Source organism: Desulfovibrio sp. X2, from assembly GCF_000422205.1.
Taxonomy (GTDB): Bacteria; Desulfobacterota; Desulfovibrionia; order Desulfovibrionales; family Desulfovibrionaceae; genus Alkalidesulfovibrio.
The window spans coordinates 126672-149145 of record NZ_ATHV01000064.1 but is presented as its reverse complement, the minus strand read 5'-3'; the positions used below and the strand labels follow the sequence as shown (position 1 = coordinate 149145).

The 22474-nt window shown below is 67.2% G+C and carries 19 protein-coding genes and 1 tRNA gene; 4 read left to right on the top strand and 16 right to left on the bottom strand.

Features of this window, described 5'->3' with window-relative positions; translation table 11 throughout:
- Positions 1–17: 17 nt before the first annotated feature.
- From dnaB to DSX2_RS18860, 11 genes are all read right to left on the bottom strand, one after another.
- The gene (gene dnaB, locus DSX2_RS14755; RefSeq protein ID WP_020881798.1) at positions 18–1487 is read right to left on the bottom strand and encodes a replicative DNA helicase; all 1470 of its coding nucleotides are present in this window, start codon (positions 1485–1487) and stop codon (positions 18–20) included.
- Positions 1438–1989, bottom strand: coding sequence for a 50S ribosomal protein L9 (gene rplI / locus DSX2_RS14750; protein ID WP_020881797.1), 552 nt, complete (start codon positions 1987–1989; stop codon positions 1438–1440). The genes dnaB and rplI overlap by 50 nt, the downstream gene beginning before the upstream one ends.
- A 14-nt stretch (positions 1990–2003) precedes the next feature.
- Complete coding sequence (gene rpsR, locus DSX2_RS14745; protein WP_020881796.1) at positions 2004–2264, bottom strand: 30S ribosomal protein S18; 261 nt, start codon at positions 2262–2264, stop codon at positions 2004–2006.
- A gap of 2 nt (positions 2265–2266) precedes the next feature.
- Positions 2267–2575 carry a 30S ribosomal protein S6 gene (gene rpsF, locus DSX2_RS14740; RefSeq protein ID WP_020881795.1) on the bottom strand — a complete coding sequence of 103 codons (309 nt, stop codon included), beginning with the start codon at positions 2573–2575 and terminating at the stop codon, positions 2267–2269.
- A 332-nt stretch (positions 2576–2907) separates the two neighbouring features.
- Positions 2908–4038, bottom strand: coding sequence for a DegT/DnrJ/EryC1/StrS aminotransferase family protein (locus DSX2_RS14735; protein WP_020881794.1), 1131 nt, complete (start codon positions 4036–4038; stop codon positions 2908–2910).
- A 5-nt stretch (positions 4039–4043) separates the two neighbouring features.
- Positions 4044–4808, bottom strand: coding sequence for an enoyl-ACP reductase (locus DSX2_RS14730; RefSeq protein ID WP_020881793.1), 765 nt, complete (start codon positions 4806–4808; stop codon positions 4044–4046).
- Between the two features lie 21 nt (positions 4809–4829).
- Positions 4830–5726 (bottom strand): phosphoribosylaminoimidazolesuccinocarboxamide synthase, encoded by an 897-nt coding sequence (locus tag DSX2_RS14725; RefSeq protein WP_020881792.1) that lies wholly within the window; start codon positions 5724–5726, stop codon positions 4830–4832.
- Positions 5727–5773: 47 nt separating this feature from the next.
- A complete protein-coding gene (hisD, locus tag DSX2_RS14720) occupies positions 5774–7075 on the bottom strand; it encodes a histidinol dehydrogenase (RefSeq protein WP_020881791.1) in 1302 nt (433 codons plus the stop codon).
- Positions 7076–7271: 196 nt separating this feature from the next.
- Positions 7272–8675, bottom strand: a complete 1404-nt coding sequence (locus DSX2_RS14715) for an outer membrane homotrimeric porin (protein WP_020881790.1) — start codon at positions 8673–8675, stop codon at positions 7272–7274.
- A 225-nt stretch (positions 8676–8900) separates the two neighbouring features.
- The gene (locus DSX2_RS14710; protein ID WP_020881789.1) at positions 8901–9830 is read right to left on the bottom strand and encodes an outer membrane homotrimeric porin; all 930 of its coding nucleotides are present in this window, start codon (positions 9828–9830) and stop codon (positions 8901–8903) included.
- Between the two features lie 6 nt (positions 9831–9836).
- Positions 9837–10316, bottom strand: coding sequence for a hypothetical protein (locus DSX2_RS18860; RefSeq protein ID WP_020881788.1), 480 nt, complete (start codon positions 10314–10316; stop codon positions 9837–9839).
- 258 nt (positions 10317–10574) lie between these two features.
- Here DSX2_RS18860 and uvrC point away from each other — a divergent pair, with 258 nt between their 5' ends.
- The gene (uvrC, locus tag DSX2_RS14705; RefSeq protein WP_020881787.1) at positions 10575–12380 is read left to right on the top strand and encodes an excinuclease ABC subunit UvrC; all 1806 of its coding nucleotides are present in this window, start codon (positions 10575–10577) and stop codon (positions 12378–12380) included.
- A 140-nt stretch (positions 12381–12520) separates the two neighbouring features.
- Positions 12521–14230: a hypothetical protein gene (locus DSX2_RS14700; RefSeq protein WP_020881786.1), complete on the top strand. Its 1710-nt coding sequence runs from the start codon at positions 12521–12523 to the stop codon at positions 14228–14230.
- A 68-nt stretch (positions 14231–14298) separates the two neighbouring features.
- On the opposite strand, the gene DSX2_RS14695 is transcribed toward DSX2_RS14700, so the two are convergent.
- Genes DSX2_RS14695 through DSX2_RS14685 form a run of 3 tightly spaced genes read right to left on the bottom strand, consistent with a single transcriptional unit; the run spans position 14299 to position 16324 of the window.
- On the bottom strand, positions 14299–15018 hold the full coding sequence (locus DSX2_RS14695; RefSeq protein ID WP_020881785.1) for a metal-dependent hydrolase: 720 nt from the start codon (positions 15016–15018) through the stop codon (positions 14299–14301).
- Between the two features lie 11 nt (positions 15019–15029).
- Positions 15030–15596 carry a UbiX family flavin prenyltransferase gene (locus DSX2_RS14690; protein WP_020881784.1) on the bottom strand — a complete coding sequence of 189 codons (567 nt, stop codon included), beginning with the start codon at positions 15594–15596 and terminating at the stop codon, positions 15030–15032.
- A 53-nt stretch (positions 15597–15649) separates the two neighbouring features.
- Entirely contained in the window at positions 15650–16324 is a 675-nt protein-coding gene (locus DSX2_RS14685) for a class I SAM-dependent methyltransferase (protein WP_020881783.1), read from the bottom strand.
- Positions 16325–16461: 137 nt separating this feature from the next.
- On the opposite strand from DSX2_RS14685, the gene DSX2_RS14680 reads away from it, so the two are divergent.
- A tRNA-Arg gene (locus tag DSX2_RS14680) sits at positions 16462–16538 on the top strand.
- A gap of 57 nt (positions 16539–16595) precedes the next feature.
- Here the strand turns inward: DSX2_RS14680 and DSX2_RS14675 are convergent.
- A complete protein-coding gene (locus DSX2_RS14675; RefSeq protein ID WP_020881782.1) occupies positions 16596–18050 on the bottom strand; it encodes a MinD/ParA family protein in 1455 nt (484 codons plus the stop codon).
- Positions 18047–20728, bottom strand: coding sequence for an HDOD domain-containing protein (locus DSX2_RS14670; RefSeq protein ID WP_020881781.1), 2682 nt, complete (start codon positions 20726–20728; stop codon positions 18047–18049). Before DSX2_RS14670 ends, DSX2_RS14675 begins: the two co-directional genes overlap by 4 nt.
- A 276-nt stretch (positions 20729–21004) precedes the next feature.
- Between DSX2_RS14670 and DSX2_RS14665 the strand changes: the two genes are divergently transcribed.
- Positions 21005–22474, top strand: coding sequence for an HD domain-containing phosphohydrolase (locus tag DSX2_RS14665; protein WP_020881780.1), 1470 nt, complete (start codon positions 21005–21007; stop codon positions 22472–22474).

Below are 22474 nucleotides of genomic sequence, written 5' to 3'. Positions count from 1 at the left end.
TGCCTCCTTCAGGCGTTTCAGCCGGAATGGCCGTATTCCGAGGGCTCGGGCACGAAAGCGAGGTCGCCGAACTTGGTGCACTGCCCGAGGAAGGCCAGCTCGACCTCGCCCACCGGGCCGTTGCGCTGCTTGCCGATGATGATCTCGGCCGTGCCCTTCTTGGGCGATTCCTTGTTGTAGACCTCGTCGCGGTAGATGAACATGATCACGTCGGCGTCCTGCTCGATGGCGCCGGACTCGCGAAGGTCCGAAAGCATGGGCCTGCGGTTCGAGCGCTCCTCGACCTTGCGGTTGAGCTGCGAGAGCGCGAGCACCGGGACGTGCAGCTCCTTGGCCAGGGCCTTCAGGTTGCGCGAGATGTCGGAGATCTCCTGCTCGCGCGAGTCGATGTTCCGGCTGGCGCGCATGAGCTGCAGGTAGTCCACGATGATCATGCCGATATTCTTTTCCTTCTTCAGGCGGCGGCAGCGGGCGCGCAGCTCCAGTACGGAGAGCGCCGGGGTGTCGTCGATGAAGATGGGCGCCCGCGTGAGCACCTGGGCGGCGTCGTAGAGCTTGGCCCAGTCCCCGTCGTCCAGGAAGCCGCGGCGGAAGCGGGCCAGGTCCACCTCGCCCTGGATGCACAGGAAGCGCGACATGAGCTGCTCCTTGCTCATCTCCAGGGAGAAGACGACCACGCCGGTCTCCTCGAGCCCCTTGGTGGCCGCGTTCAGCGCCAGGTTGAGCGCGAAGGCGGTCTTGCCCATGGAGGGGCGGGCGGCGATGATCACGAGGTCCGAGGGCTGCAGGCCCGCGAGATATTCGTTCAGGCGCGTGTAGCCGGTGGTGATGCCGGTGATCACGTCCTGGCGTTCGGCGCGGCGCTGCAGCTGCTCGAAGACGGCCTCCACCAGCTGTTTGCTCGAGGAGTAGGACTCCGTGGCGCGGCGCTCGGCGATGCGGAAGATGGACTGCTCGGACTCGTCGATGAGCTTCTCGACGTCCGCGCCGCGGCGGTAGCTCTCCTGGATGATGCCCGCTGCGACGCTTATGAGGCTGCGCTGCAGGGAGAGGTCGCGCACGCGGTGGGCGAAGTACTCGGCGTTGGCCGAGGGCACGATCCCGGCCGCCAGGTCGCCCAGGTAGGCGCGGCCGCCGACGGTCTCGAGCTCTTCGCCGCGGTCGAGGATGTCCGCTACGGTCAGCAGGTCGATGGGCTTCCCGGTGCGGTCGAGCTCCAGGAACGCCTTGTAGATGGTCTTGTGGACCGGGGAGTAGAAATCTTCTTCGTCGAGGATCTCGACGATGTTGTGGAAGGCTTTGTTGTTGAGAAAAATCCCCCCCAGGACCGCCTGTTCGGCTTCGAGGTCATGGGGGGGAACTTTGCGCAGGAGATCGGCGGAGGCCCGCTCAGGGGCCTCCTGCTCGACAGGGGCGCGAGTCCCTTTGGAAGAGGGGCTACTCGGCCTGCTCGGCGACGGGCTCAGCTGCGACCTCCTCGGCCTCACCGGCGTCGGAAGCGGCGCCGGCGGGGGCGGCGATTTCCTCGTCGAACATGCCGCCTTCACGCAGCACCCGCACGCTGACGTCGACCTTGACGTCCTGGTGCAGCTTGACGGGGACGGCGTAGTCGCCCAGGGCCCGGATGGGGGCCTCGAGCAGAATACGGCGCTTGTCGATGTCGAAGCCCTGCTCGGCGAGCTTCTCGGCGATCATGGCCGAGGTCACGGAGCCGTACAGCTTGTCACCCTCGCCCACGCGCACGCGCAGCTCGACGGCGGCGCCGGAGAGCTTGTCGCCCTCGGCCTGGGCGGCGGAGCGGATGCCCGCCATCTTGGCCTCGAGCTTCTTGCGCTCGAGCTCGAAGCGCTTGAGGTTGGAGGGGGAGGCCATCATGGCCAGGCCCTGCGGGAGCAGGAAGTTCCGGGCGAAGCCCGGCTTGACTTTGACCAAGTCGCCAACGCGGCCAAGATTGTCCACGTCGGCCCTGAGAATGATCTGGACGGGCATGTCTATCCCTCCCCCTAGATGGTCCGCTTACGCACGTAGGTGGCGTGGACGGTGGTGTAGTACAGCAGGGACATCTGCCGGGAGCGCTTGATCTCGCGGGTCAGCTTGCGCTGGCACTTGGCGCAGGTGCCGGTGATGCGGCGGGCGATGATCTTGCCGCGCTCGGTGATGAAGTCGCGCAGGATGTCCGGGCGCTTGTAGTCCAGGGGAAGCTTCTTGTCCGCGCAGAAGCGGCAGAACTTCTTGCGGGGAGTGAACCGTTTCTTGAACGCCATGGCTAGGCCTCCTCGGGCTTGAACTCGTCGTTCAGCTTGACGGTGATGAACTTGAAGATGCCGTCCATGATGCGGATGTTGCGCTCGAGCTCGGCAACGCAGTTGCCGATGGCGGCATATTCAAGCCGGACGTAGAAGCCGCGCGACTGCTTGTTGACCTGGTAGGCCAGATCGCGCATGCCCCACTCGTCGGTGAGGAGCATCTTGCCGTTTTCCCGTTCGATGATGCCGGTCAGGGCATCGAGCACTTCCTTGCGGGCCTCGGCGGCAAGCTCGGGGCTCAGCAGAAGAAGCGTTTCGTAATGACGCATGTGGTATCCTCCTTGCGGTCTTACGGCCCGCGCCGTGAAGGGGCGCGAGCAAGGAAGGGGTGTCGTTAGTCGTTTTCCTTGCCCTTGTCAACGCCGTGGGCGTCCTTTTGCCGGGGCTCCTTGGGCTGCAGACTGCAGCTCGGCAGGGAGGCTCAGCCCTGGATGCCGAACTTGGGCAGGACGTAGCGGGCCAGAAGCCACCAGACGGCCACGAGCGCGGCCAGCAGAAGCAGATCTTTCATGGGCACACCTCCGTGCCGCGATTTCCCGAAAGCATATCACGGCTTCTGCCCGCGGGCCAGTCCGCCGTGACGTGGGCCTGACGCCTCGCGCTACATCCCGTAGAACTCGCGCACCGCGGCGCAGATCCGGTCCACGGCCGCCTCGCCCAACCCCGGCCAGAGCGGCAGGGACAGGACCTCGTCGGCCAGATGCTCGGTGATCTCGAGGGAGAACTCGCCGTCCACGTCGGCTCGGCCGAGCCCGAACATGGGCTGGCGGTGTCCGGGAACGGGGTAGTGCACCGCCGTGCCGATGCCGCGCTCCTTCAGGAATTCGGCCAAGGCCTCCCGCTTGCCGCGCGCGCCGGGGACGCGCACGACGAAGAGGTGGAAGGCGTGGTTGCAGCCCGGGCGCTCCGCGGGCAGGACGAGCGGGGTATCCGCGAGGCCTGCCTTGTAGCGCGCGGCGAGGAGCCTTCGCTCCGCGTTCAATGCCTCGAGGCGGGCCAGGCGCACGCGCAGGAAGGCCGCCTGCAGCTCGTCCATGCGGCTGTTCATGCCGGGCATGACGCTCACGTAGCGCGGGTTCTCGCCGTACTGCCGCACCAGGCGGGCGCGGTCTCGCCATTCCTCGCTCCTTCCGGCCAGCGCCCCGGCGTCGCCGAGCGCGCCCAGGTTCTTGGTCGGGTAGAAGCTGAAGGCCGCGAGGTCGCCCACGGTCCCGGCGGCCCGGCCCTGGTACGTGGTGCCGTGGGCCTGGGCGCAGTCCTCGATGAGGAAGAGTCCCTGTTCCCGGCACACGGCTTCGATGGGCGCGAGGTCGCAGGACTGGCCGTAGAGGTGCACGGCCAGCACGGCCCGCGCCTCGGTGGCCTCGGCCTGGCGGCGCAGGCTTTCGGGGTCGATGGTGTAGTAGCTCTCGTCGACCTCGGCGAAGACCGGGATGCAGCCCGCGGCCAGCACCGCGTGGTAGCAGGGCGTGGCCGTGAAGGCGGGCAGCACGACGCGGCTCTCGGGCGGCAGGTTCAGGGCGGAGAGCGTCAGGATGATGGCGTCCGTGCCGTTGGCGCAGGACACGGCCCAGGGCAGGCCGAGCCAGGCCGAGAACTCCTGCTCGAAGGCCGCAACCTCGGGACCGGAGAGGAACCAGCCGCTTTGGAGCACCCGCTCGAAGGCCGCGCGGAGCGCGTCCGCGTCGGCTTCGAGCTGCGGCGAGAGGGCGCCGAAGGGGATCTGATCCATGTCGCCTAGATGCCCATGATGTTGTAGCCGGAGTCCGCGTAGAGCACTTCGCCGGTCACGCCGTGGCTCAGGTCGGAGCACAGGAACAGGGCGGTCTTGCCCACGTCCTCGATGGTCACGTTGCGGCGCAGCGGGGCCCGCTCCTCGATGGTGTGCAGGATGGTCTTGAAGCCCGAGATGCCGCTGGAGGCCAGGGTCTTGATGGGACCGGCGCTGATGGCGTTGATGCGCACGCCCTTGGCGCCCAGGTCCACGGCCAGGTAGCGCACCGAGGCTTCCAGAGCGGCCTTGGCCACGCCCATGACGTTGTAGTTGGTCACCACTTTCTGCGCGCCGTGGTAGGTCATGGCCATGACCGTGGAGTCCTCGTGCAGCAGGGGCTCGAAGGCCTTGCACAGGCACACGAGCGAGTAGGCCGAGACGTCCATGGCCAGGGCGAAGCCCGCGCGGCTGGTGTCGATGTAGCGGCCTGCCAGGTCGTTCCTGTCGGCGTAGGCCACGGAGTGCACCAGCACGTCCACGTCGCCCCACTTCTCCTTGACCTCGGCAGCGGTCGCGGCCAGGGCAGCATCGTCCTGCACGTCGCACTGCACGATGAACTCGCCGCCGAGCTCCTCGCTGATGGGCTCGATGCGCTTCCTGATGGCGTCGTTGGCGTAGCTGAAGGCCAGCCTCGCCCCCTGCTCCTTGAACTGCTGGGCGATGCCGTAGGCGATGGAACGCTCGTTGGCCACGCCGAAGATGAGGGCTTTCTTGTCTTTCATGAGCATGGGGTATCCTCCTTGGGTGGATCAGACCTTGAGTTTGGAGCCGGTCAGCATTTCGAAGATCCGCATGTAAGTCCGGCTGGTCTTCTCGACGAGCTCAGGCGGAAGATGGGGGGCCGGGGGCTGCTTGTTGAAGCCGATCTCCTCCAGGTAGTCGCGCACGAACTGCTTGTCGAAGCTCGGCTGGCCGTGACCCGGCTCGTAGCCGTCCATGGGCCAGAAGCGCGAGGAGTCGGGGGTCAGCGCCTCGTCGATCCATAGCAGCTGGCCGCCCTTGATGCCGAACTCGAACTTGGTGTCGGCGATGATGATGCCGCAGTTGCGGGCGTAGTTGCGCGCCTGGCGGTAGATCTCGAGGGAGATGCGCTCCACCTCGCGCAGCACGTCGCCGCCGATGAGCTCGCCCGCGCGGTCGACGGTGATGTTCTCGTCGTGCGCGCCGATCTCGGCCTTGGTGGAGGGGGTGAACAGGGGCTCGGGCAGTTCCTGGGACTCGAGCAGCCCCTCGGGCAGGGCATGGCCGCTGACCTTGCCCGTCTTCTTGTAGTCCTTCCAGCCGGAGCCGGTGATGTAGCCGCGCACGATGCACTCGATGGGCAACGGGGAGGCCTTCTTGACGATCACCGAGCGGCCTTCGAGCTCGTCGGCGTAAGCGCGCAGGTTCTCGGGGAAGAGTTCGATGCGGTCGGCCACCACGTGGTTGGGCACGAGGTCCTTGAAGCGCTCCATCCAGAACAGGGTGATCTGGTTCAGCACGGCGCCCTTGAAGGGGATGGCGTCGGGCAGGATGACGTCGAAGGCCGAGAGCCGGTCGGTGGTCACGATGAGCAGTTCGTCGTCTCCCACGGCGTAGATGTCGCGTACCTTGCCCCGGGAGAGGAGGGGGTACTCCGGAATGTTTGTCTTACTGACGATCTTCATGAATGTGTCCTTTGGAGTCTTCTACACGATTGGGCGCGTGAACGGGACTATTTCCTGATCTCCACGGAGCGGGCATGGGCCTCCAGCCCCTCGAGGCGCGCCAGGCGGGCGATCTTGTCCGCGGCGGCCAGGGTGAACTCTCTGCTCGTGGCGATGAGGCTCGATTTCTTGAGGAACGTCTCCACCGAGAGCGCGGAAGAGAAGCGGGCCGTGCCGAGCGTGGGCAGGACGTGGTTCGGCCCGGCGAAGTAGTCGCCCACGGGCTCCGGGGCGTAGTGGCCGGAGAAGATGGCGCCCGCGTGGCGGATGCGGCCGAGCAGGGCCTGCGGATCACGGGTCAGGAGCTCCAGGTGCTCCGGGGCGATGAGGTTGATGACCGTAAGCGCGGTGTCCATGTCCGGCATGAGGACGATGCCGCCCCATTCCTTGAGCGAGGTGCGGGCGAGGTCCGCGCGCGGCAGGGCGGCGAGCTGGCGCGAGAGTTCCGCAGGCACGGCCGCGGCCAGCTCCTCGGAGGTGGTCACCAGGATGCTCGCCGCGAGCGGGTCGTGCTCGGCCTGGGAGAGCATGTCCGCGGCCACGAAGTCGGGGCGGGCGGAGTCGTCTGCCAGGATGGCGATCTCCGAGGGACCGGCGATCATGTCGATGCCCACGCGGCCGATGAGCAGGCGCTTGGCCGTGGTCACGAAGATGTTGCCCGGCCCGGCGATGACGTCCACGGAGGGAATGGTCCGGGTTCCGTAAGCCAGCGCGGCCACGCCCCAGGCAGAGCCCACGGCGTAGACCTCGTCGATGCCGAGCAGGGCCGCGGCGGCGAGGATGTAAGGATTCAGCGTCCCGTCCTTGCGCGGCGGCGAGATCACGGCCACACCCGAAACTCCGGCCACTTGGGCCGGAATGGCGTTCATGAGCAGGCTCGAGATGAGCGGCGTCTCGCCGCCCTTGCCGCCCGGCACGTAGAGGCCTGCGCGGTCCACCGGCCGCACGAGCTGGCCGAGCATGGAGCCGTCGGGATCGGTGCGCACCCAGGAGTTGGGGAGCTGGCGCTCGTGGAAGGAGCGGATGTTGGCCGCCGCCTCAGTGAGTATGGCGCGGTCCTCGGCCGGGATGTGGGCGAGGGACGCCCGGATCTCCTCGACCGGCACGCGCAGGCGCCCGAGGTCGAAATCCGGGCAGTCGAAGCGCCGGGTGCGCTCGACGAGGGCCTCGTCGCCGCGGCGGGCGACGTCGGCGAGAATTTCGAGAACCGTGCTCTCGACGGAGGCGTCGGTCCGGCGGCGGGCGTCGAGCCAGCAGCGGATGTCGGCTATGGAATCGGGGCCGTTGTGGCGAATTGTACGACAGGGCATTGTGCAGCGTCTCTCCAAAAAGGCCGGGTTGGGAACCGGTCCTCGAAAGACCGGCCCTTCCTCGCGCAAGGCTATAGCCAAGGCGGCGTCGAATGTCGAGCCGTGGGCCGTCAGGGAGCGGGAAAGAGGCCTGCCGACGGCAAAAAAAAGGCCGGGACCCGAAGGTCCCGGCCGGTGTTTCGGCGGCTGTGTGAAACTAGAAGTTGTAGACGAAGCCGGTGGACACGCGCCACATGGTCTTCTGGTTGTCCACGGCGGAACCGGCGGTGGAGCGCCAGGTGTCCTTGTCGAAGTCGGGGATGGCGATGCCGAGATCGGCCAGCACGGACAGGTTTTCCATCAGCTTGTAGGTGTTGTTGAAGTCGATGGCGTAAACGTTGTCCTTGGTGGTCAGGTCGTGGCCGTACTGCATGCCGAAGGCGCCGCCCTTGGTGGCGTCCTTGTCGTTGGTGCCGGTGTACCAGGCGAAGCCGATGTCATGCGACAGGTCCTTCATGAAGGAGATGTCCATCAGCTTGAAGCCGAGGCCCCAGGTACCGGTGTAGTTGATGGTGGTGGAGTCGTCGTTCAGCATGCGGCCACCGGGGTTCAGCATGTTGCTGGCCATCCAGGAGCCGTCGACCACAGGCATGCGGCCGTCGGAATCGGAGCTGCTGCTGGACAGGCCGGAGGCGTACCAGCCGAGCACGCTCGGGGTGAACCAGGACAGACCCTTGTACTCCACGGCCGCGTCAGCGATCCAGCCGGCGCGCTCGGACTTGGTGTCCTTGGCGCTCAGGGAGCCGTAGTTGAAGTCGGCGTAGATGATGAAGGGATCGAGCAGGGAGATGTTGAAGCCGGAACCGGCGTACCAGACGGTGCCCTGGTCGTCCAGGTTCTGGCCGTTGGCCGAGGCGATGGACGACAGGTTGGAGGTGGTGAGGGCGGCGACATTGGAGTTGGCGCCGTACTCAACCAGCGCGACGAACGGGGAGACCTTGACACCGTCGAAGGTCAGGGGGACGGCGAGCAGCTCGGCGTCCACGTCGGTGTTCATCGTGGTCTTGTCGGTGCCGGCGGCGCCGCCTTCCTTGTTGTCCAGGCGCCAGTAGCCGAACACGGTGGAGACCATGTCGTTCCACTTGTTGGCCACGGTGATGCCGGTGATGTCGTCGTCGAAGATGGCCGAGCCGCCGAAGTAGCCGGAGCTCGGGAAGACGGCGCCCATGGTGCCCACGGTGGTGATCAGGGAGGTGTAGCCGGGCATCTTGAACTCGAGGTAGGCGCGCTTGACCTCGACGGACTTGCCGTCGGCCGAGACGTCGCCGCCCATGGAGCCGGAGCCGCTCTTACCCCAGGTCACGTCGCCGATCTCGAAGGCGACCTGCATGTTCACGTTCTCGTTGGCGCGGAAGTCCATGTACAGACGCGCGCGGTGCTGCATGCTGTTGTGCTGGGTGTCGACGTTGCTGCTGCCGTCCTGGAACGGATTGTTGTAGTTCGTCCAGTAGGTGTAGTTGGCGACGAACTGACCCTTGGCCTTGACGTCCAGGGCGTGGGCCAGACCGGCCGCGCCCAGGACCATCGCCGCCAGGGCGAAGAGCACGAAGAGCTTCTTCATGGTTAAAACCTTCCTTCCTTTTTTGTGATCATGCCAGCCGAAACTGTAAAGTTGTCTACACAAGCGCCTTGGCGAGTGCAATGGTTTTTTGACAAAGAGTATAAAATTTTTGACCTCTCCACGCATGCCGCTCTCACGAAGAAAAAAAGGGACGCGCCCGGCAGGAAGGTACAAAAAAAGCCGGGGCCTTGCGGCCCCGGCTCAAGGTGTTGGCAGGGAGAGAGCCTAGAAGTTGTACACGAAGCCGGTGGCCACGCGCCACATGGTGGCCTGGTTCTCCACGGCGTCGTTGCCGACGGTGGAGCGCCAGGTGTCCTTGTCCAGGTCGGGCACGGCGATGCCGAGGTCGGCCAGGACGGAGAGGTTCTCCATCAGCTTGTAGGTGTTGTTCAGGTCGATGGCGTAGACGTGATCCTCGGTGGTCAGGTCGCGGCCGTACAGCATGGCAGGGTTCGAGCTGGAGGTCGTCTTCAGGGCGTCCTTGTCGTTGGTGCCGGTGATGTACGAGAAGCTCAGGTCGTGGCTCAGGTCCTTGACGAAGGACATCTGGGCCAGCTTGAGGCCGATGCCCCAGGAGCCGACGAACTGTCCCAAGGCGTCACGGTCGTCGTTCAGCATGCGGCCGCCGTTGTGGAACATGGTGCTGGCGGTCCAGGAGCCGTCGACCACAGGCATGCGGCCGTCGGAATCGGAGTGGTCGCTGGACAGACCGGAGGAATACCAGCCGAACACGCTCGGGGTGAACCAGGACAGGCCCTTGTACTCCACGGCCAGGTCGGCCAGCCAGCCGGCGCGCTCGGACTCGGTGTCCTTGGCGCTCAGGGAGCCGTAGTTGAAGTCGGCGTAGATCATGAAGGGATCGAGCAGGGAGATGTTGAAGCCGGAACCGGCGTACCAGATGGTGCCCTGGTCGTCCAGATGCTGGCCGTTGGCCGAGGGCACGGAGGTGACGTTGCTGACGCTCAGGGAGCCGGCCTTGGAATTGGCGCCGTATTCAACCAGCGCGAAGAACGGAGAGAGCTTGACGCCATCGAAGGTCAGGGGGATGGCGAGCAGCTCGGCGTCCACGTCGGTGTTCATCGTGGTCTTGTCGGTGCCGGCGGCGCCGCCCTCATTGTTGTCCAGGCGCCAGTAGCCGAACACGGTGGAGACCATGTCGTTTCACTTGTTGGCCACGGTGATGCCGGTGACGTCGTCGTCGAAGATGGCCGAGCCGCCGAAGAAGCCGGAGCTCGGGAAGACGGCGCCCATGGTGCCCACGGTGGTCACCAGGGAGGTGTAGCCGGGCATCTTGAACTCGAGGTAGGCGCGCTTGACCTCGACGGACTTGCCGTCGGCCGAGACGTCGCCGCCCACGGAGCCGGAGCCGCTCTTACCCCAGGTCACGTCGCCGATTTCGAAGGCGACCTGCATGTTCACGTTCTCGTTGGCGCGGAAGTCCATGTACAGACGAGCACGGTGCTGCATGCTGTTGTGCATGGTGTTGGCGTTGCTGTCACCGTCCCTGAAGTTCTTGGCGGTGGACCAGTAGGTGTAGTTGGCGATGAACTGACCCTTGGCCTTGACGTCCAGGGCGTGGGCCAGACCGGCCGCGCCAAGGACCATCGCCGCCAGGGCGAAGAGCACGAAGATCTTCTTCATGGTTGGGTTTCCTTCCTTCTTTTTTCTCGTATGAAAGGCGTGAATCCAGCAGAATCTCCAACACCTTGTTGGGATCTCTTCTATCTCCTTCCCCGAGTCTCGGCAATCCGTTTTTTGACGTAGGGTAAAGATTTTTTTACGGTACAAAGAACTGAACCCCAGTCATTTTCTGTAACCTGATTGTAAAAATTCGTGACTCTCACGACGCACGGGGCAGAGGGCTGGACCTTTCCCGCCACCTGACGGTAGAGAACCGACATGCCGCCGAGTTCACTCTTCCGCCCGGACGAGTTCTCCGAGTCCGCGGGCGTCTATCTCATGAAGGATGCCAAGGGCCGCATCCTCTATGTGGGCAAGGCCAAGAGCCTGCGCCGCCGCCTGGCCTCCTACTTCCGTTCGCCGGAGGATCTTGCGCCCAAGACCAGGGCGCTCATGGCCCGGGTCCTGTCCATAGACACCCTGCTGACGGCCACGGAGAAGGAGGCCCTGCTTCTCGAGAACAGCCTGATCAAGAAGCACCGGCCGCGCTACAACATCCTGCTGCGCGACGACAAGCAGTACCTCCTCTTCAAGCTCACCAAGCAGACGGACTATCCGCGCCTGACCGTGGCCCGCAAGGCCGAGCGGGACGGGGCGGCCTACTTCGGTCCGTTCACCTCCGCCACGGACGCCAAGGAGACCTGGCGGCTCATCGGCCGCGTCTTTCCCCTGCGCAAGTGCACCGACCGCACCCTGCACAACCGCGTCCGCCCCTGCCTCTATCATTATATAGGTCAGTGCCTGGCTCCCTGCGTCAACGACGTGCCGCGGGACGAATACGCGGGCCTGGTCGAGAAGGTCGAGATGCTCCTCGGCGGGCGCTCCGAGGAGCTCATCCGAGACCTCGAGGCACGCATGCGCGAAGCCTCGGCAGCCCTGGCCTTCGAGCGGGCCGCCATCCTGCGCGACCAGGTGCGGGCCGTGCGCCGCACCCTGGAGCGCCAGGCCACGGTCCTGCCTGGGGGAGGGGACCTGGACGCGGCCGCCGTGGCACCCGCCGCCGGAGGCCTCGGACTCTGCCTGCTCTTCGTCCGTCAGGGGAGGATGATAGGCCAGAAGACCTTCTTCTGGCCCGACCTCGGGCCCGAGGACGGGCCGGAAGCCGTGGCCGCCGCGCTGGTGCAGTTCTATGGTCCCGAACGCCTGATCCCCGGTCTGGTCCTGCTGCCTTGGCCCATAGAGGACGAGACCGTGGAGCAGGTCCTGGCCGAGCGCCGGGGGGCGGGGATATCCCTTCGGCCGCCGCGTTCGACAGTGGAGAAGCAGCTTCTGGACATGGCAAGGCGCAACGCGGCCCAGGCCGCTCCGCGCCAGGACCAGCCGGGCCTGGCCGAGGCCCTGGCCAGGGCCCTGCACATGGCCGAGCCCCCCGGACGCATCGAATGCGTCGACGTGTCGCACCTGCAGGGCGAGGCCACGCGCGCTGGGCACGTGGTCTTCCTGCAAGGCGAGCCCGCACGGAACGAGAACCGGGCCTACGCCCTGGACGACACGGGAGGCGACGACTACCGCGCCCTCGGGCAGTGGACCGAGCGCAGGCTCGTGAGCGGTCCGCCCTGGCCGGATCTCGTGCTGATCGACGGCGGACGCGGACAGCTCGAGGCCGTGCGCCGTTCCCTGGCCGAGGCCGGGCAGGAGGGACTCTTCGCCCTGGCCTCCATCGCCAAGGCCGGGCGACGCGCCGGAGAGCTCGGCGACCAGATATTCCTGCCGGGTCGCAAGAATCCGCTCCCCCTGCGGCCGGGCAGCCCGGAGATGCTCTTCCTGCAGCGCCTGCGCGACGCCGCCCACGCCTTCGTCATCGGCAGGCAGCGCAGAGCCAGGCGCAGCGGGCTCATGCAGAGCGAGCTGCTTTCCCTGCCGGGCATCGGCCCCAAGACGGCCAAGCTCCTGTGGGACAATTTCGCATCCGTCGAGGAGATGCTCGCCGCTTCGGAGGCGGATCTGGCCGCCGTGCCCGGCCTCGGGCGCAAGAAGGCACGCGTCGTCCACGCCGCCCTGCAGAGCCTGCACGCCGGGGGCTGAGGCATATCCTGACCGACCGACGGCTTTGCACTCCGAAACGGAACCTGCTATTGCACGGCATCCCGGGAGGCGGCCGGACGTGATCGCACGGCCGGGACGCGCTCCTCAATGTCTTTCGGGTGTTTTGGAGGAAAATGCAGATGAGACTCGTGCGTACGACGGCGCTGCTGCTCCTGGCCGCGCTTGCCCTGTGCCAGCCCGCCTGGGCGCAGGACGCGGCCAAGACCTTCTCCGTTCTGCCGTTCAAGGTCCTCGGACCGGACAAGTATGCCTATCTCGGCCCGGCCATCCAGACCATGCTCGCCTCGCGCCTGACCTGGCCCGGCCACTTCAACTTCAAGGATTCCTCGGGCGCGGCGATGCCCGCGTCTCCGGACGCGGCCCTCGACTCCGTCAAGTCCCTCGGCGTGGACTACCTGATCTGGGGAACCGTCACCGTGGTCGGCGACAGCACGAGCCTCGATGTCCGGGTCATGGACAAGGAAGGCAAGAGCTGGCCCAAGAGCGCCACGGTCAAGATGAACGACATCCCGCCCAAGATGGAGGCCATCGCCCAGGAGATCAACGCCGAGATCTTCAAGCGTCCGGGCTCGCAGCCCAAGGCCGCGGCGCAACCGGCGCAGGTGCTGGGCGACAACTCCGCACAGCAGATGAACCCCGGCCTGATCTTCAATGAAGAGCAGGGCGATTCGCAGCAGGACTTCTTCCTCAACCCCTACTTCAAGTATCAGGCCAATCCCGACCAGTCCGGTCGCTGGAAGAGCCAGGCCCTGCCCGTCCAGGCCAGGAGCATGGTCATCGGCGACCTGGACGGCAGCGGCGAAGTGAAGATCGCCCTGCTGGCCGACGAGAGCCTCTCCGTGTACCGGCAGCGGGCCGGGATGCTCGAGAAGCTGGCCACCCTGCCCCTGCCGCGGCGCGTGCGCACCCTGCGCCTGAGCCTCGTACCGCGCGGCATCGACAACAAGCCGGCCCTCGTGGTCTCCGGCCTGCAGGACGAGTTCTCGTCCTCCGCGACCACCCTGCGGGACGGCACTCCCTGGGCCGCCATCATCATGTACGACGGCAGCAAGCTGAGCATGGTCAAGGACAACATCCCCATGTTCCTCAGCTCCGTGCAGATGCCGCCCACGTACCGTCCCATGCTCCTCTGCCAGAGGGCGGCCGGCACGGCCATGCTGGGCGCGCCGGTCTACCAGGCCATCGTCACCCGCGACGGCATCGAGGAGGGCGCGCGCATCCTCACCCCCGCCTATGGCAACGTCTTCGACCTCGGCTATCTGCCCACCAGCGACGGCGACAAGATCCTGGTCGCCAACGACATGGACAAGATTCGGGTGAACACCTCCGCGGGCGAACTGATCGCCACGACCGGCGACGAATACGCCAACTCCCCTGTGGGCTTCGTCTACGCCAACCATGTCGCGGGCCTCACTCCCAACTCGGCATCCAACGAGAACACGTACTGGGTGCCCATGCGCATGATCGTGACCTCGCTGGCCGATCCCAAGAAGAAGGAGCTCATCGTCGGCCGCAACATCTCCACCGCGGCGGACTACTTCGCCAACTACCGCGACTTCCCCTACGGCGAGATCCATTCCCTCTACTGGGACGGCACCGGGCTCTCGCTCATCTGGAAGACGCGCCGCCTGAAAGGTACCGTCGTCGACTACGCCATCGCCGACATCGACGGCGACGGCCACCAGGAACTGTGCGTGCTCCTGCGTACGTACACCGGAACCGGCGGCCTGAGCTCCCGTTCCGTTCTCGAGGCCTACAAGCTGATCCTGGAAAAGAACCAGGGCAAGAACCCCGAGCTCGAAAGCCACGAGGGCGACAAGCAGCAGTAGGCCCGGGCAACGCGGGTCAAAGAAACGAAAAAGGGCGGTCCAGAAGGGCCGCCCTTTTTCGTTTCCGGCTATTCGCAGCCGCAGTCGCCCGCCGGACCGGGCGAGGGGAGGGACAGGCTCTCGCCCGGCCGAAGCTCCGTGAACATTGTGTCGGGCGCAAGTTCCTCCAGGGCGGCGCGGAATTCGCCGGTGCCCTGGGCCAGGATGGGGAAGGTTCCCCAATGGATGGGCACTACGCGTCCGCACTTGAGCAGTCTGCAGGCATAGGCGGCCTGGCGGGCGTCCATGTTGTAGTGGCCGTCGATGGGCAGGAGGGCCAGATGGATGGTGTGGAAGACGGAAAACAGCTCCATGGACGAGAACAGGCCGGTGTCGCCCGCGTGGTAGCAGCACAGGCCGTCGGGCAGGGTCAGGATGAAGCCCGCCGGGGCACCGAAGGGGGAGGAGTGGACCGCCTGGACCATCTTGATGCGGCAGCCCTTGAGCTCCACGGTGCCGCCGATGTTCATGCCGATCGTCTGGGACTCGGGCAGCCCGTCCGCGACGAGCTTCTCGCAGATCTCGGGCATGGCCACGAGCGTGGCGCCGGTGGCACGGCAGACGGCCAGGGCCGAGCCGAGGTGGTCGCCGTGCGCGTGCGTCACGCAGACCACGTCCGCGGGACCTGCCTCGGACGCCGGGATGGGGGCGGTCGGATTGCCCTCGAAGAAGGGGTCGATGAGGATCGCGGCCGCCTCGCAGGCGATGCGCACGTTGGAGTGGCCGTTCCAGGTCAGCTTCGTGGGCATGGTCGGCTCCTTTACCCGTTCCACGGGTGCATGATGTCCTGGGGAATGCCGAGATGGTCGAGAACGCGGGCGGCCATGAAGTCCACCAGCCCGTCCACTGTGCAGTCCCCCGAGTAGAAGCCCGGACAGGCGGGCATGATCGTGGCTCCGGCGCGCGTGGCCGCGGCCATGTTCTCGATGTGCACGAGCGAGAGCGGCGTCTCGCGCGTCACCAGGATGAGCCTGCGCCGCTCCTTCAGGGCCACGTCGGCCGCGCGGTGCACGAGATTGGTCCCCAGGCCCGTGGCCACGGCGGCCAGGGTCTTCATGGAGCAGGGGCATATGACCATGCCGTCGTGCAGCCACGAGCCGCTGGCCGGGGAGGCGGCGAACTCGTCCTCGCGGTAGACCACGTCGGCCGCATCGAGGATGGCTTTTTCGCTGCCCGGCGCTTCGAGTTCCAGCACGCGCCGGGCGGCGTTCGAGACGATGACGTGCAGGCTGAGCCGGGAAACGGCCGCCAGGGCCCGGGCCAGGCGGACGGCGTAGGGCATGCCGCTGGCCCCGGTGACGGCGAGAAGGATGGTGCGCGTGTTCACTGGACGCTCCCGGGAGAAGGTGACTTGAAAGGATGATATACGAAGGCGGAAATTTACGGAACAGGTTTGCGCAATACCGTGGTTTCCCATACGCCGTTGGCCCAGGCCTGCCGCGCCCACCCCTCGGTCATGGCGAAGATCGGCGCGTACTTGGGCCATTCGCTGTTGTCCAGCAGGAGCACGCCGCCGGGCCTGAGCTTGTCCAGGGCATTGGCCGCGCAATCCACGCGCGCCCGGCCGTCGATGCTCACGAGGTCGAAGGCGTCGTCCGGGAAGGCGAGGATCGCGTCCGCGTAGGCCGTGAACTCCGGCTTGGCCGAGACGATGCCCTGTTTGGTCCAGCGCGCGGGGCGCAACGGAGAGGGCGAAGGCGGGATGTCCGGCCCGGCGGGCGGCACGAGGCGCAGGTCCGCGTTGGCGATCGTGAGTTCCACGAGGCGTGCCGCCACGCGGCGCTGCCACTTGGCCTTGTGCTCCACGCTCACGACCGAGGCCGTGCGGCGGGCGAAGAAGACCGTGCTGCGGCCGCTGCCCCATTCGAAGACGCGCATCTGCGGCGTGAGGAATCCCTCCAGGAAGCGCACAGCACCGGCCACGAGCCAGGGATAGTCGGGATCGAGGGCCATGCGCAGCCGTACGGGCAGGTGCAGCAGCGCGCGCAACGCGCCCTTGGCCGTGCGTCGCAGGGGCGGCTCGTCCGGGCGCGGATGGATGGGGGCGATGTACATGGACGCGTAACCCTCGGCTGCGATTTCAGAACCCCGTCTTCTGACACAGCCCGCGCCGCTTGCCAAGGCGGCCGGGGCGCCGACTCGGCAATCCGTCTTGACAAGCGGGCGTCCAGGCCATAGAACCACTTCCCTTCGGGCAATTAGCTCAGGTGGATAGAGCGTTGGCCTCCGGAGCCAAAGGCCGCAGGTTCGAGTCCTGCATTGCCCGCCACGAAGATCACGGGGCTGCGATCGCCAAAGCGTTCGCAGCCCTTTTCTTTTTTCCGGATCAGGTCGCCGCGTTGCGAGCGGCCGAGGAGAAACGCGCGATGACGCGCTTGAGCTCGTCGATGCGGAAGGGGCGGCGGACGACGGCTGCGGCGCGCTGTACCGCTGCGCTTTTCTGCGCGCGGCTGCCGGGGTAGCCCTCCATGAGCACCAGGGGGGCCTCGCCGTGGTCGCGGACGAATTTCTCCAGGGTTTCGCGCGGGCCGTCCCAGCAGGCCAGGAGCAGGGCCGGGCCCGGCAGGGGAGAGCGGATCGGCGGCGGGGTCAGGGCGTCGATGGGCATGAGCCCGAGTTCGATGACGATCTCGGCCAGGACCTCGCGCATGGAAGGATCGTCGCAGAGGATGGCCGCGCGTCCGCGCGGTCCCTGCTGGGCACGGCCTTCGTTCTCTGAGAGGACTCCGGCCAGGGCGGGCGTGAGGGAGGTGCGCAGGTCCGCGACCTCGTCGCGCAGGCGCTGCCATGTGGCCAGGGCCTCGTCGCGGTCGCGCGCGCCCGGCAGGTTCTCCACGAGCCCGGCGATGGCCTCGAGCCGCTCGAGGGGGCGGCTCTGGCGCAGGGCCGCGAGCGCGCCCTGCGTCTTCGAGGGCTGGGCCTGCTCCTGGGCCAGGGAGGCTTCCGAGGCCTTGACCAGGAAATCGCGGAAGAAGGCCGAGGCGCCGCGCGCGGGCCGGGCGTAGGGGCCCTTGGCCGCGGACAGGGTGGCCGCCAGATGGCGGAAGCCCGTGGTCGCGGGCGAGGCGGCCGAGACGTCGGACACGGGGCGGCGCAGGGCCGCCGCCCGGGCCATGCTCGGGTCGTCCAGGATGGTGCCGAGGAAGGCGCAATCCTGTCCCAGGTAGCGGCGCGCCGTCTGGTCCACCTTCTCGAAGACGAGGCGCGCCTGGGCCTCGCCCCGCGCCCGGTTGACCAGCAGCAGCGGCCGCCGCGCGAGCCCCCGGCCCTTCATGACCTTGATCAGCGCATAGGCGTCGGTCACGGAGGTGGCCTCGGGCGTGGTGACCACGACCACCTCCTGCGCGGCGAGGCACAGGGAGACGATCTGCGGGCTGATGCCGGGCGAGTTGTCGACGATCAGGAAATCGTAGTCCGCGAGCTTTTCCACCTCGCGCACGAGGCGGGTGCGCGCCTGGGCTGAGAGGTTGGCCATGCGCTGCACGCCGGAGCTGCCCGGCAGCACGTCCAGGCCGCGGCAGACCGGGACCAGGGCGCGCTCGAGCGGCAGGCCGTCGAAGAGCACGTCTTCGAGGGTCTTGTCCGGCGAGAGGCCGAGCAGGATGTCCACGTTGGCGAGGCCCAGGTCCGCATCGAGCAGGCAGACGCGCTGTCCGGACTCGGCCAGGGCCACGGCCGTGTTCACGGCCACGCTGGTCTTGCCCACGCCGCCCTTGCCGCTGGCGATGGCGATGACCCGTGCGTGCTGGGCCGCGGCCGTGGGCAGGCGGTCCTTGGTCATGCGTCCCTGCCCGTGCGGGCGGCCTGCCCGGCGGTCTGTTCCGTAGTCCCCTGGCCGAGCAGCTCGCGCACCTTGCCGAGCAGGGCGTCCATCTGGAAGGGCTTGCGCAGGCAGGCCGCGGCCCCGAGCTCCACGGCCCGGCGCATTTCGTCCTGGCCTGCGAGGCCGGTGAGCACGATGACCGGGGTGTCCTTGATGGTCGAGGTCACGGCCTTGAGCACGGAGAGGCCGTCGCGCCTGGGCATGACGATGTCCAGGAGGATCAGGCGGTAGGGACGCTCCGCGACGCGTGCCAGGGCCTCATGGCCGTCGGTGGCGGTGTCGGTGCGGAAACCTGCGGCCTCCAGGGATTCCACCAGGATGTCGCGGATGTGCTGCTCGTCGTCGACGACCAGGATGTCCGCCGGACCGTGGCGAACGGGCTCCTCACTGCGCGGCGCGGGAGCCGGACGCGCCAGCGCGGAATCGAGGGGAAAGGCGACGCAGACCTCGGTCCAGGCGCCTTCCTCGCTCTTGACCTCGATGGTCCCGTTGTGGCTCTGCACGATGCCGTAGCAGATGGACAGGCCGAGCCCCGTGCCCTTGCCCGCCTCCTTGGTGGTGAAGAAGGGTTCGAAGATGCGGCCGAGGATGTCCTTGGGGATGCCCTGGCCGTCGTCGCGCACCGTGAGCATCGCGCGGTGGCCGGTCTCGTCGAGCCGCGTGGCCACGCGCAGCTGCCCGCCCTTGTCCTGCATGGCGTGCTGGGCGTTGATGGCCAGGTTGACGATGAGCGACTGCAGCTGCGTGGGGTCGGCCTTGACCATGGGCATGTCGGGCGCGAGTTTCTTCTCCACCTGGATGCCGGCCTGGGACAGTCCGTCGCGCAGAAGCCCGAGGCTCTTGTCCACGGCGTCGTTCAGCGAGATGTCCTGCAGGCGCGGCGGAGCCGGGCGGGCGAAATCCATGAGGTTCTGCAGGATGCCCGTGATGCGCTCGATCTGGTCGCACATCTGACGCAGGCTGCGCTTCTTCTGCTGGTCCGTCTCCTTCTGCTCCATGATCTGGGCGCGCGCGTAGATGATGGACAGCGGATTGTTGATCTCGTGCGCGGCCCCCGCGGCGAGCTGGCCCACGGCGGCCAGGCGCTCGGCCTGCAGGGCCTTCTCCTTGGCGCGGCCGAGCTTGGCCAGGGCCTGGCTCAGGTCCTCGGCCCGGCGCTCGAGCTGGGCGGTGAGATGCAGGCGGTGCAGGTTGGCGGAGAGATGGCCCGCGATCTGGCGCAGTCCCGCCACGTCCTGGTCGCCCGTGGGCAGGCCGGGCTCGCAGGGCAGCTCGGCCAGCAGGTCGCCCAGGTGGGTGCCGGAAAATTCCAGGGGCAGGGCCAGCACCTGGCCGAGCCTCTCCTCCATGGCCTCGCGCGTGCCGTTTCCGCCGGACAGGCGGTGGTTGAGGAGCACGGTGATGTCGTCCGGGCAGCCGGGAAGCTCGATGCGCTTGCCCTTGTCCGCGGTGAAGCGGCGGACTGTCCGGCCGTCCCAGAGGAGTCCCCGCGAGGAGGCGTCCGGCCCGAACAGGACGAGCGCGCCGCAGGGCGTGCCGAGCCCCTGGAAGACCTCGCGCTGCACCGCGTCGACGATGTTCTTCTCCGTGCTCGCGCCGGACAGGGCGGCGGCCAGGCGCGAGGACGCGCCGAGAAGACGCTGGGAGCGGGCGAGCAGGGATTTCTTGCGGGTCTTCTCGAGCCCCATGTTCACGAGCTTGGCGTTGGCGCGCTGCAGGGCCTCGGCGTAGAAGGCCGACTGGTCGCCGTTCAGGTCGAAGAGGCCTGCCTGGGCGGCGTAGCGTTCGGCGATGAGCGGCCTGACGTTGTCGAGCGTTTCTTCCTTGACCCCGAGCCGCTTGGCCAGGGCCAGGGTGCCCGCCGGATGATCGGCGGCCCCGAAATCCATCATCACGTCCTGGCAGAGCCTGTCGGCCAGCATGACGATGCCGAGCATGCCGACGCGGCCCCCCGGCTTCTCGGGCAGGGACTCGGGCTGGTGGTGCAGCCAGGCCGCCTCCACGAGCTGCGTCGGCAGTCCCCAGGCGTCGGCCAGCCACTTGCCGACCAGGCCGTGGTCCGCCTGGAAGGCCATGCGCTCCAGGTCGCAGAGGTCGTCGCCCGTGTGCGAGGAAAGTTCCAGGATGCGCTCGTAGGTCTCGGGCCTGAGCAGTAGGAGCACGGCCTTGCCCAGGTCGTGCATCATGCCGCAGATGAAGGCCTCCTCCTTGTCCTCGGGACGGAGCCGCTCCGCCAGGAGCTGCGCGGTCACGGCACAGGCCAGGGAGTGTTTCCAGTAGTCCTGCAGGAAGGGGTCGTCGGCCTTGCGTTCGTGGAGCAGGGACTCGCGGATGAAGGAGCCGAGGAGGATGGTCTTCAGCGCGGAGATGCCCAGGATGACGATGGCCTTCTCCAGGCTCGCGACCTTGGACTGGCGGTTGTAGACCGGCGAGTTGGCGAGCTTCAGGACCTTGAGCGCCACGGCGGGGTCCGCTGCGACGTAGCGCGAGACCTCTTCCATGTCCGTGTCGGAGGAAACCTTGGAGAGGATGGATACGGCGACCGGGGGAGGGGAGGGGAGGCCTTCCACGGCCGTGACCAGGGACTTGAGGGTTTCGCTTTCGACCTGGTCCTGGGCGGTGTCGATTCGTGCCAAGAGGATTCCCCGTTGGATGATGGCGTGGATACGCGGGTTCTTTACCGGAAGACGGCAAAAAAAGAAAGTATCATGGACCTCGGCCGCCAATCTGGACAATACTAATGGATTTGGGTATCGCCATTACGACATGCAGGAGAAATTCGCTTTGCGCCCTGCAACGTGGCGATGCGCGCCCGATTTTCGTCACCATCCGTCCGATTTTGTCGGACGCGTATCTTCTGTCCGCATCTTCCTTCATTTCCATGCAGCCGCCATGTCCGGAGAGCTGAACGCATGATCGGCAGCCGCATACTCCTGGTGGACGACGAGCCCGCGCTCGTGGAGGTCTGCCGCGAGGCGCTGGCGGACCGGGGGCACGAGGTGCTGACCGCGGGCAACGGCAGGCGCGCCCTGCCGATCCTCGAGACCGGCGGCATCGACTGCGCCGTCCTGGACATGCGCATGCCCGAGATGGGAGGCATGGATCTTCTGCGCGAGATCAAGCGCCGCGAGATCGACGTCGAGGTCATCTTCCTCACGGGCTACGGCTGCATCGAGAACGCCGTGGAGTGCCTGCAGCTCGGGGCCGTGGACTACATGCTCAAGCCCTTCAACGTGTCTGACCTCATGGCCCGCGTGGACAAGGCGCTGCAGGAGCGGCGGCTGCGCGGCGCCGCGCCGGACGGTGCGGGGCTCATGGCCGTCTTCGGTCTGGGCGAGGCGCTCAAGGAAAAGAAGAATTTCGACGATCTCCTCCGGGAGTTCCTGGTCCGGGTGCGCGGGGCCTTCGCGCCGGAGGGCATGGCCTTCTACTTTGCCGACGAGGGGCCCTACGCGGGCCGCGCCCCGGTCTCCTGCAACGGCACCTCCCTGGCGCCCGGCCTGCTCGGCTGGTGCGGCGCCCTGGCCCGGCGGCTCATGGAGCGCAACGCGCCCAAGCTCATCGACCCGGCCAGTCTGCGCGCCGTGCGCGCCTCCGGCCGTTCGCTGCCCGCTTCCCTGGAGGACATGTCGCTGCTCATCGCGCCGCTCTCCAATGGAGCCCACCGCCTGGGAGCCGTGGTGCTCATGCGCGGCGGCTCGGAAGGGGCCTATTCGGTCAACGACCTGCGCCTGCTGACCTTCCTCGCCTCGCACGCCTCCGCGGTCCTCGACTGCACCGTGAAGCACCGCCAGATCGAGGACATCAGCATGGGCGTCATCACCTCGTTCGTGCGCGCGGTGGAGGCGAAGGATCCCTACACCTGCGGCCATTCGGAGCGCGTCGGCGAATACGCCTTCCGCCTCGGCAAGGCCTGCGGCCTCGGCCCGCGCGACCTGGAGCTCCTGCGCGTGGCCGGACTGCTGCACGACGTGGGCAAGATCGGCGTGCCGGACAGCGTGCTCAACAAGCCCGAGGGGTTGACCGACGAGGAGCTCGGGGTCATGCGCCGCCATCCGACCATCGGCCGCGACATCGTCAGCCGCGTGGCCTCGCTGGAAGAGGTCCTGCCGATCATCTACCACCATCACGAGCGCATGGACGGGCGCGGCTATCCGGACGGACTCACCGGAGAGAACATTCCCATCCTCTCGCGCATCGTCAGCGTGGCGGACGGCTTCGAGGCCATGGTCTCCAACCGGGCCTACCGCCACGGCATGGCCGTGTCCGACGCCCTGGCGACCCTGAATGCCGGAGCGGGCACGCAGTGGGACCCGCAGGTCGTCGGCGCCTGGGCCGGGCTCGTGGCCGCGGGCGGCGCCGAGCTGGCTCCCACGGCCTGA

Bases quoted from the DNA above. Each gene is read 5' to 3' on its own strand.
- hisD (WP_020881791.1), bottom strand. From the start codon at position 7,075: ATGCCCTGTCGTACAATTCGCCACAACGGCCCCGATTCCATAGCCGAC.
- rplI (WP_020881797.1), bottom strand. From the start codon at position 1,989: ATGCCCGTCCAGATCATTCTCAGGGCCGACGTGGACAATCTTGGCCGC.
- DSX2_RS14730 (WP_020881793.1), bottom strand. From the start codon at position 4,808: ATGCTCATGAAAGACAAGAAAGCCCTCATCTTCGGCGTGGCCAACGAG.
- DSX2_RS14715 (WP_020881790.1), bottom strand. From the start codon at position 8,675: ATGAAGAAGCTCTTCGTGCTCTTCGCCCTGGCGGCGATGGTCCTGGGC.
- DSX2_RS14685 (WP_020881783.1), bottom strand. From the start codon at position 16,324: ATGTACATCGCCCCCATCCATCCGCGCCCGGACGAGCCGCCCCTGCGA.
- DSX2_RS14695 (WP_020881785.1), bottom strand. From the start codon at position 15,018: ATGCCCACGAAGCTGACCTGGAACGGCCACTCCAACGTGCGCATCGCC.
- DSX2_RS14725 (WP_020881792.1), bottom strand. From the start codon at position 5,726: ATGAAGATCGTCAGTAAGACAAACATTCCGGAGTACCCCCTCCTCTCC.
- rpsR (WP_020881796.1), bottom strand. From the start codon at position 2,264: ATGGCGTTCAAGAAACGGTTCACTCCCCGCAAGAAGTTCTGCCGCTTC.
- DSX2_RS14675 (WP_020881782.1), bottom strand. From the start codon at position 18,050: ATGACCAAGGACCGCCTGCCCACGGCCGCGGCCCAGCACGCACGGGTC.
- uvrC (WP_020881787.1), top strand. From the start codon at position 10,575: ATGCCGCCGAGTTCACTCTTCCGCCCGGACGAGTTCTCCGAGTCCGCG.
- rpsF (WP_020881795.1), bottom strand. From the start codon at position 2,575: ATGCGTCATTACGAAACGCTTCTTCTGCTGAGCCCCGAGCTTGCCGCC.
- DSX2_RS14710 (WP_020881789.1), bottom strand. From the start codon at position 9,830: ATGGTCTCCACCGTGTTCGGCTACTGGCGCCTGGACAACAATGAGGGC.
- DSX2_RS14735 (WP_020881794.1), bottom strand. From the start codon at position 4,038: ATGGATCAGATCCCCTTCGGCGCCCTCTCGCCGCAGCTCGAAGCCGAC.
- DSX2_RS18860 (WP_020881788.1), bottom strand. From the start codon at position 10,316: ATGAAGAAGATCTTCGTGCTCTTCGCCCTGGCGGCGATGGTCCTTGGC.
- DSX2_RS14700 (WP_020881786.1), top strand. From the start codon at position 12,521: ATGAGACTCGTGCGTACGACGGCGCTGCTGCTCCTGGCCGCGCTTGCC.
- DSX2_RS14665 (WP_020881780.1), top strand. From the start codon at position 21,005: ATGATCGGCAGCCGCATACTCCTGGTGGACGACGAGCCCGCGCTCGTG.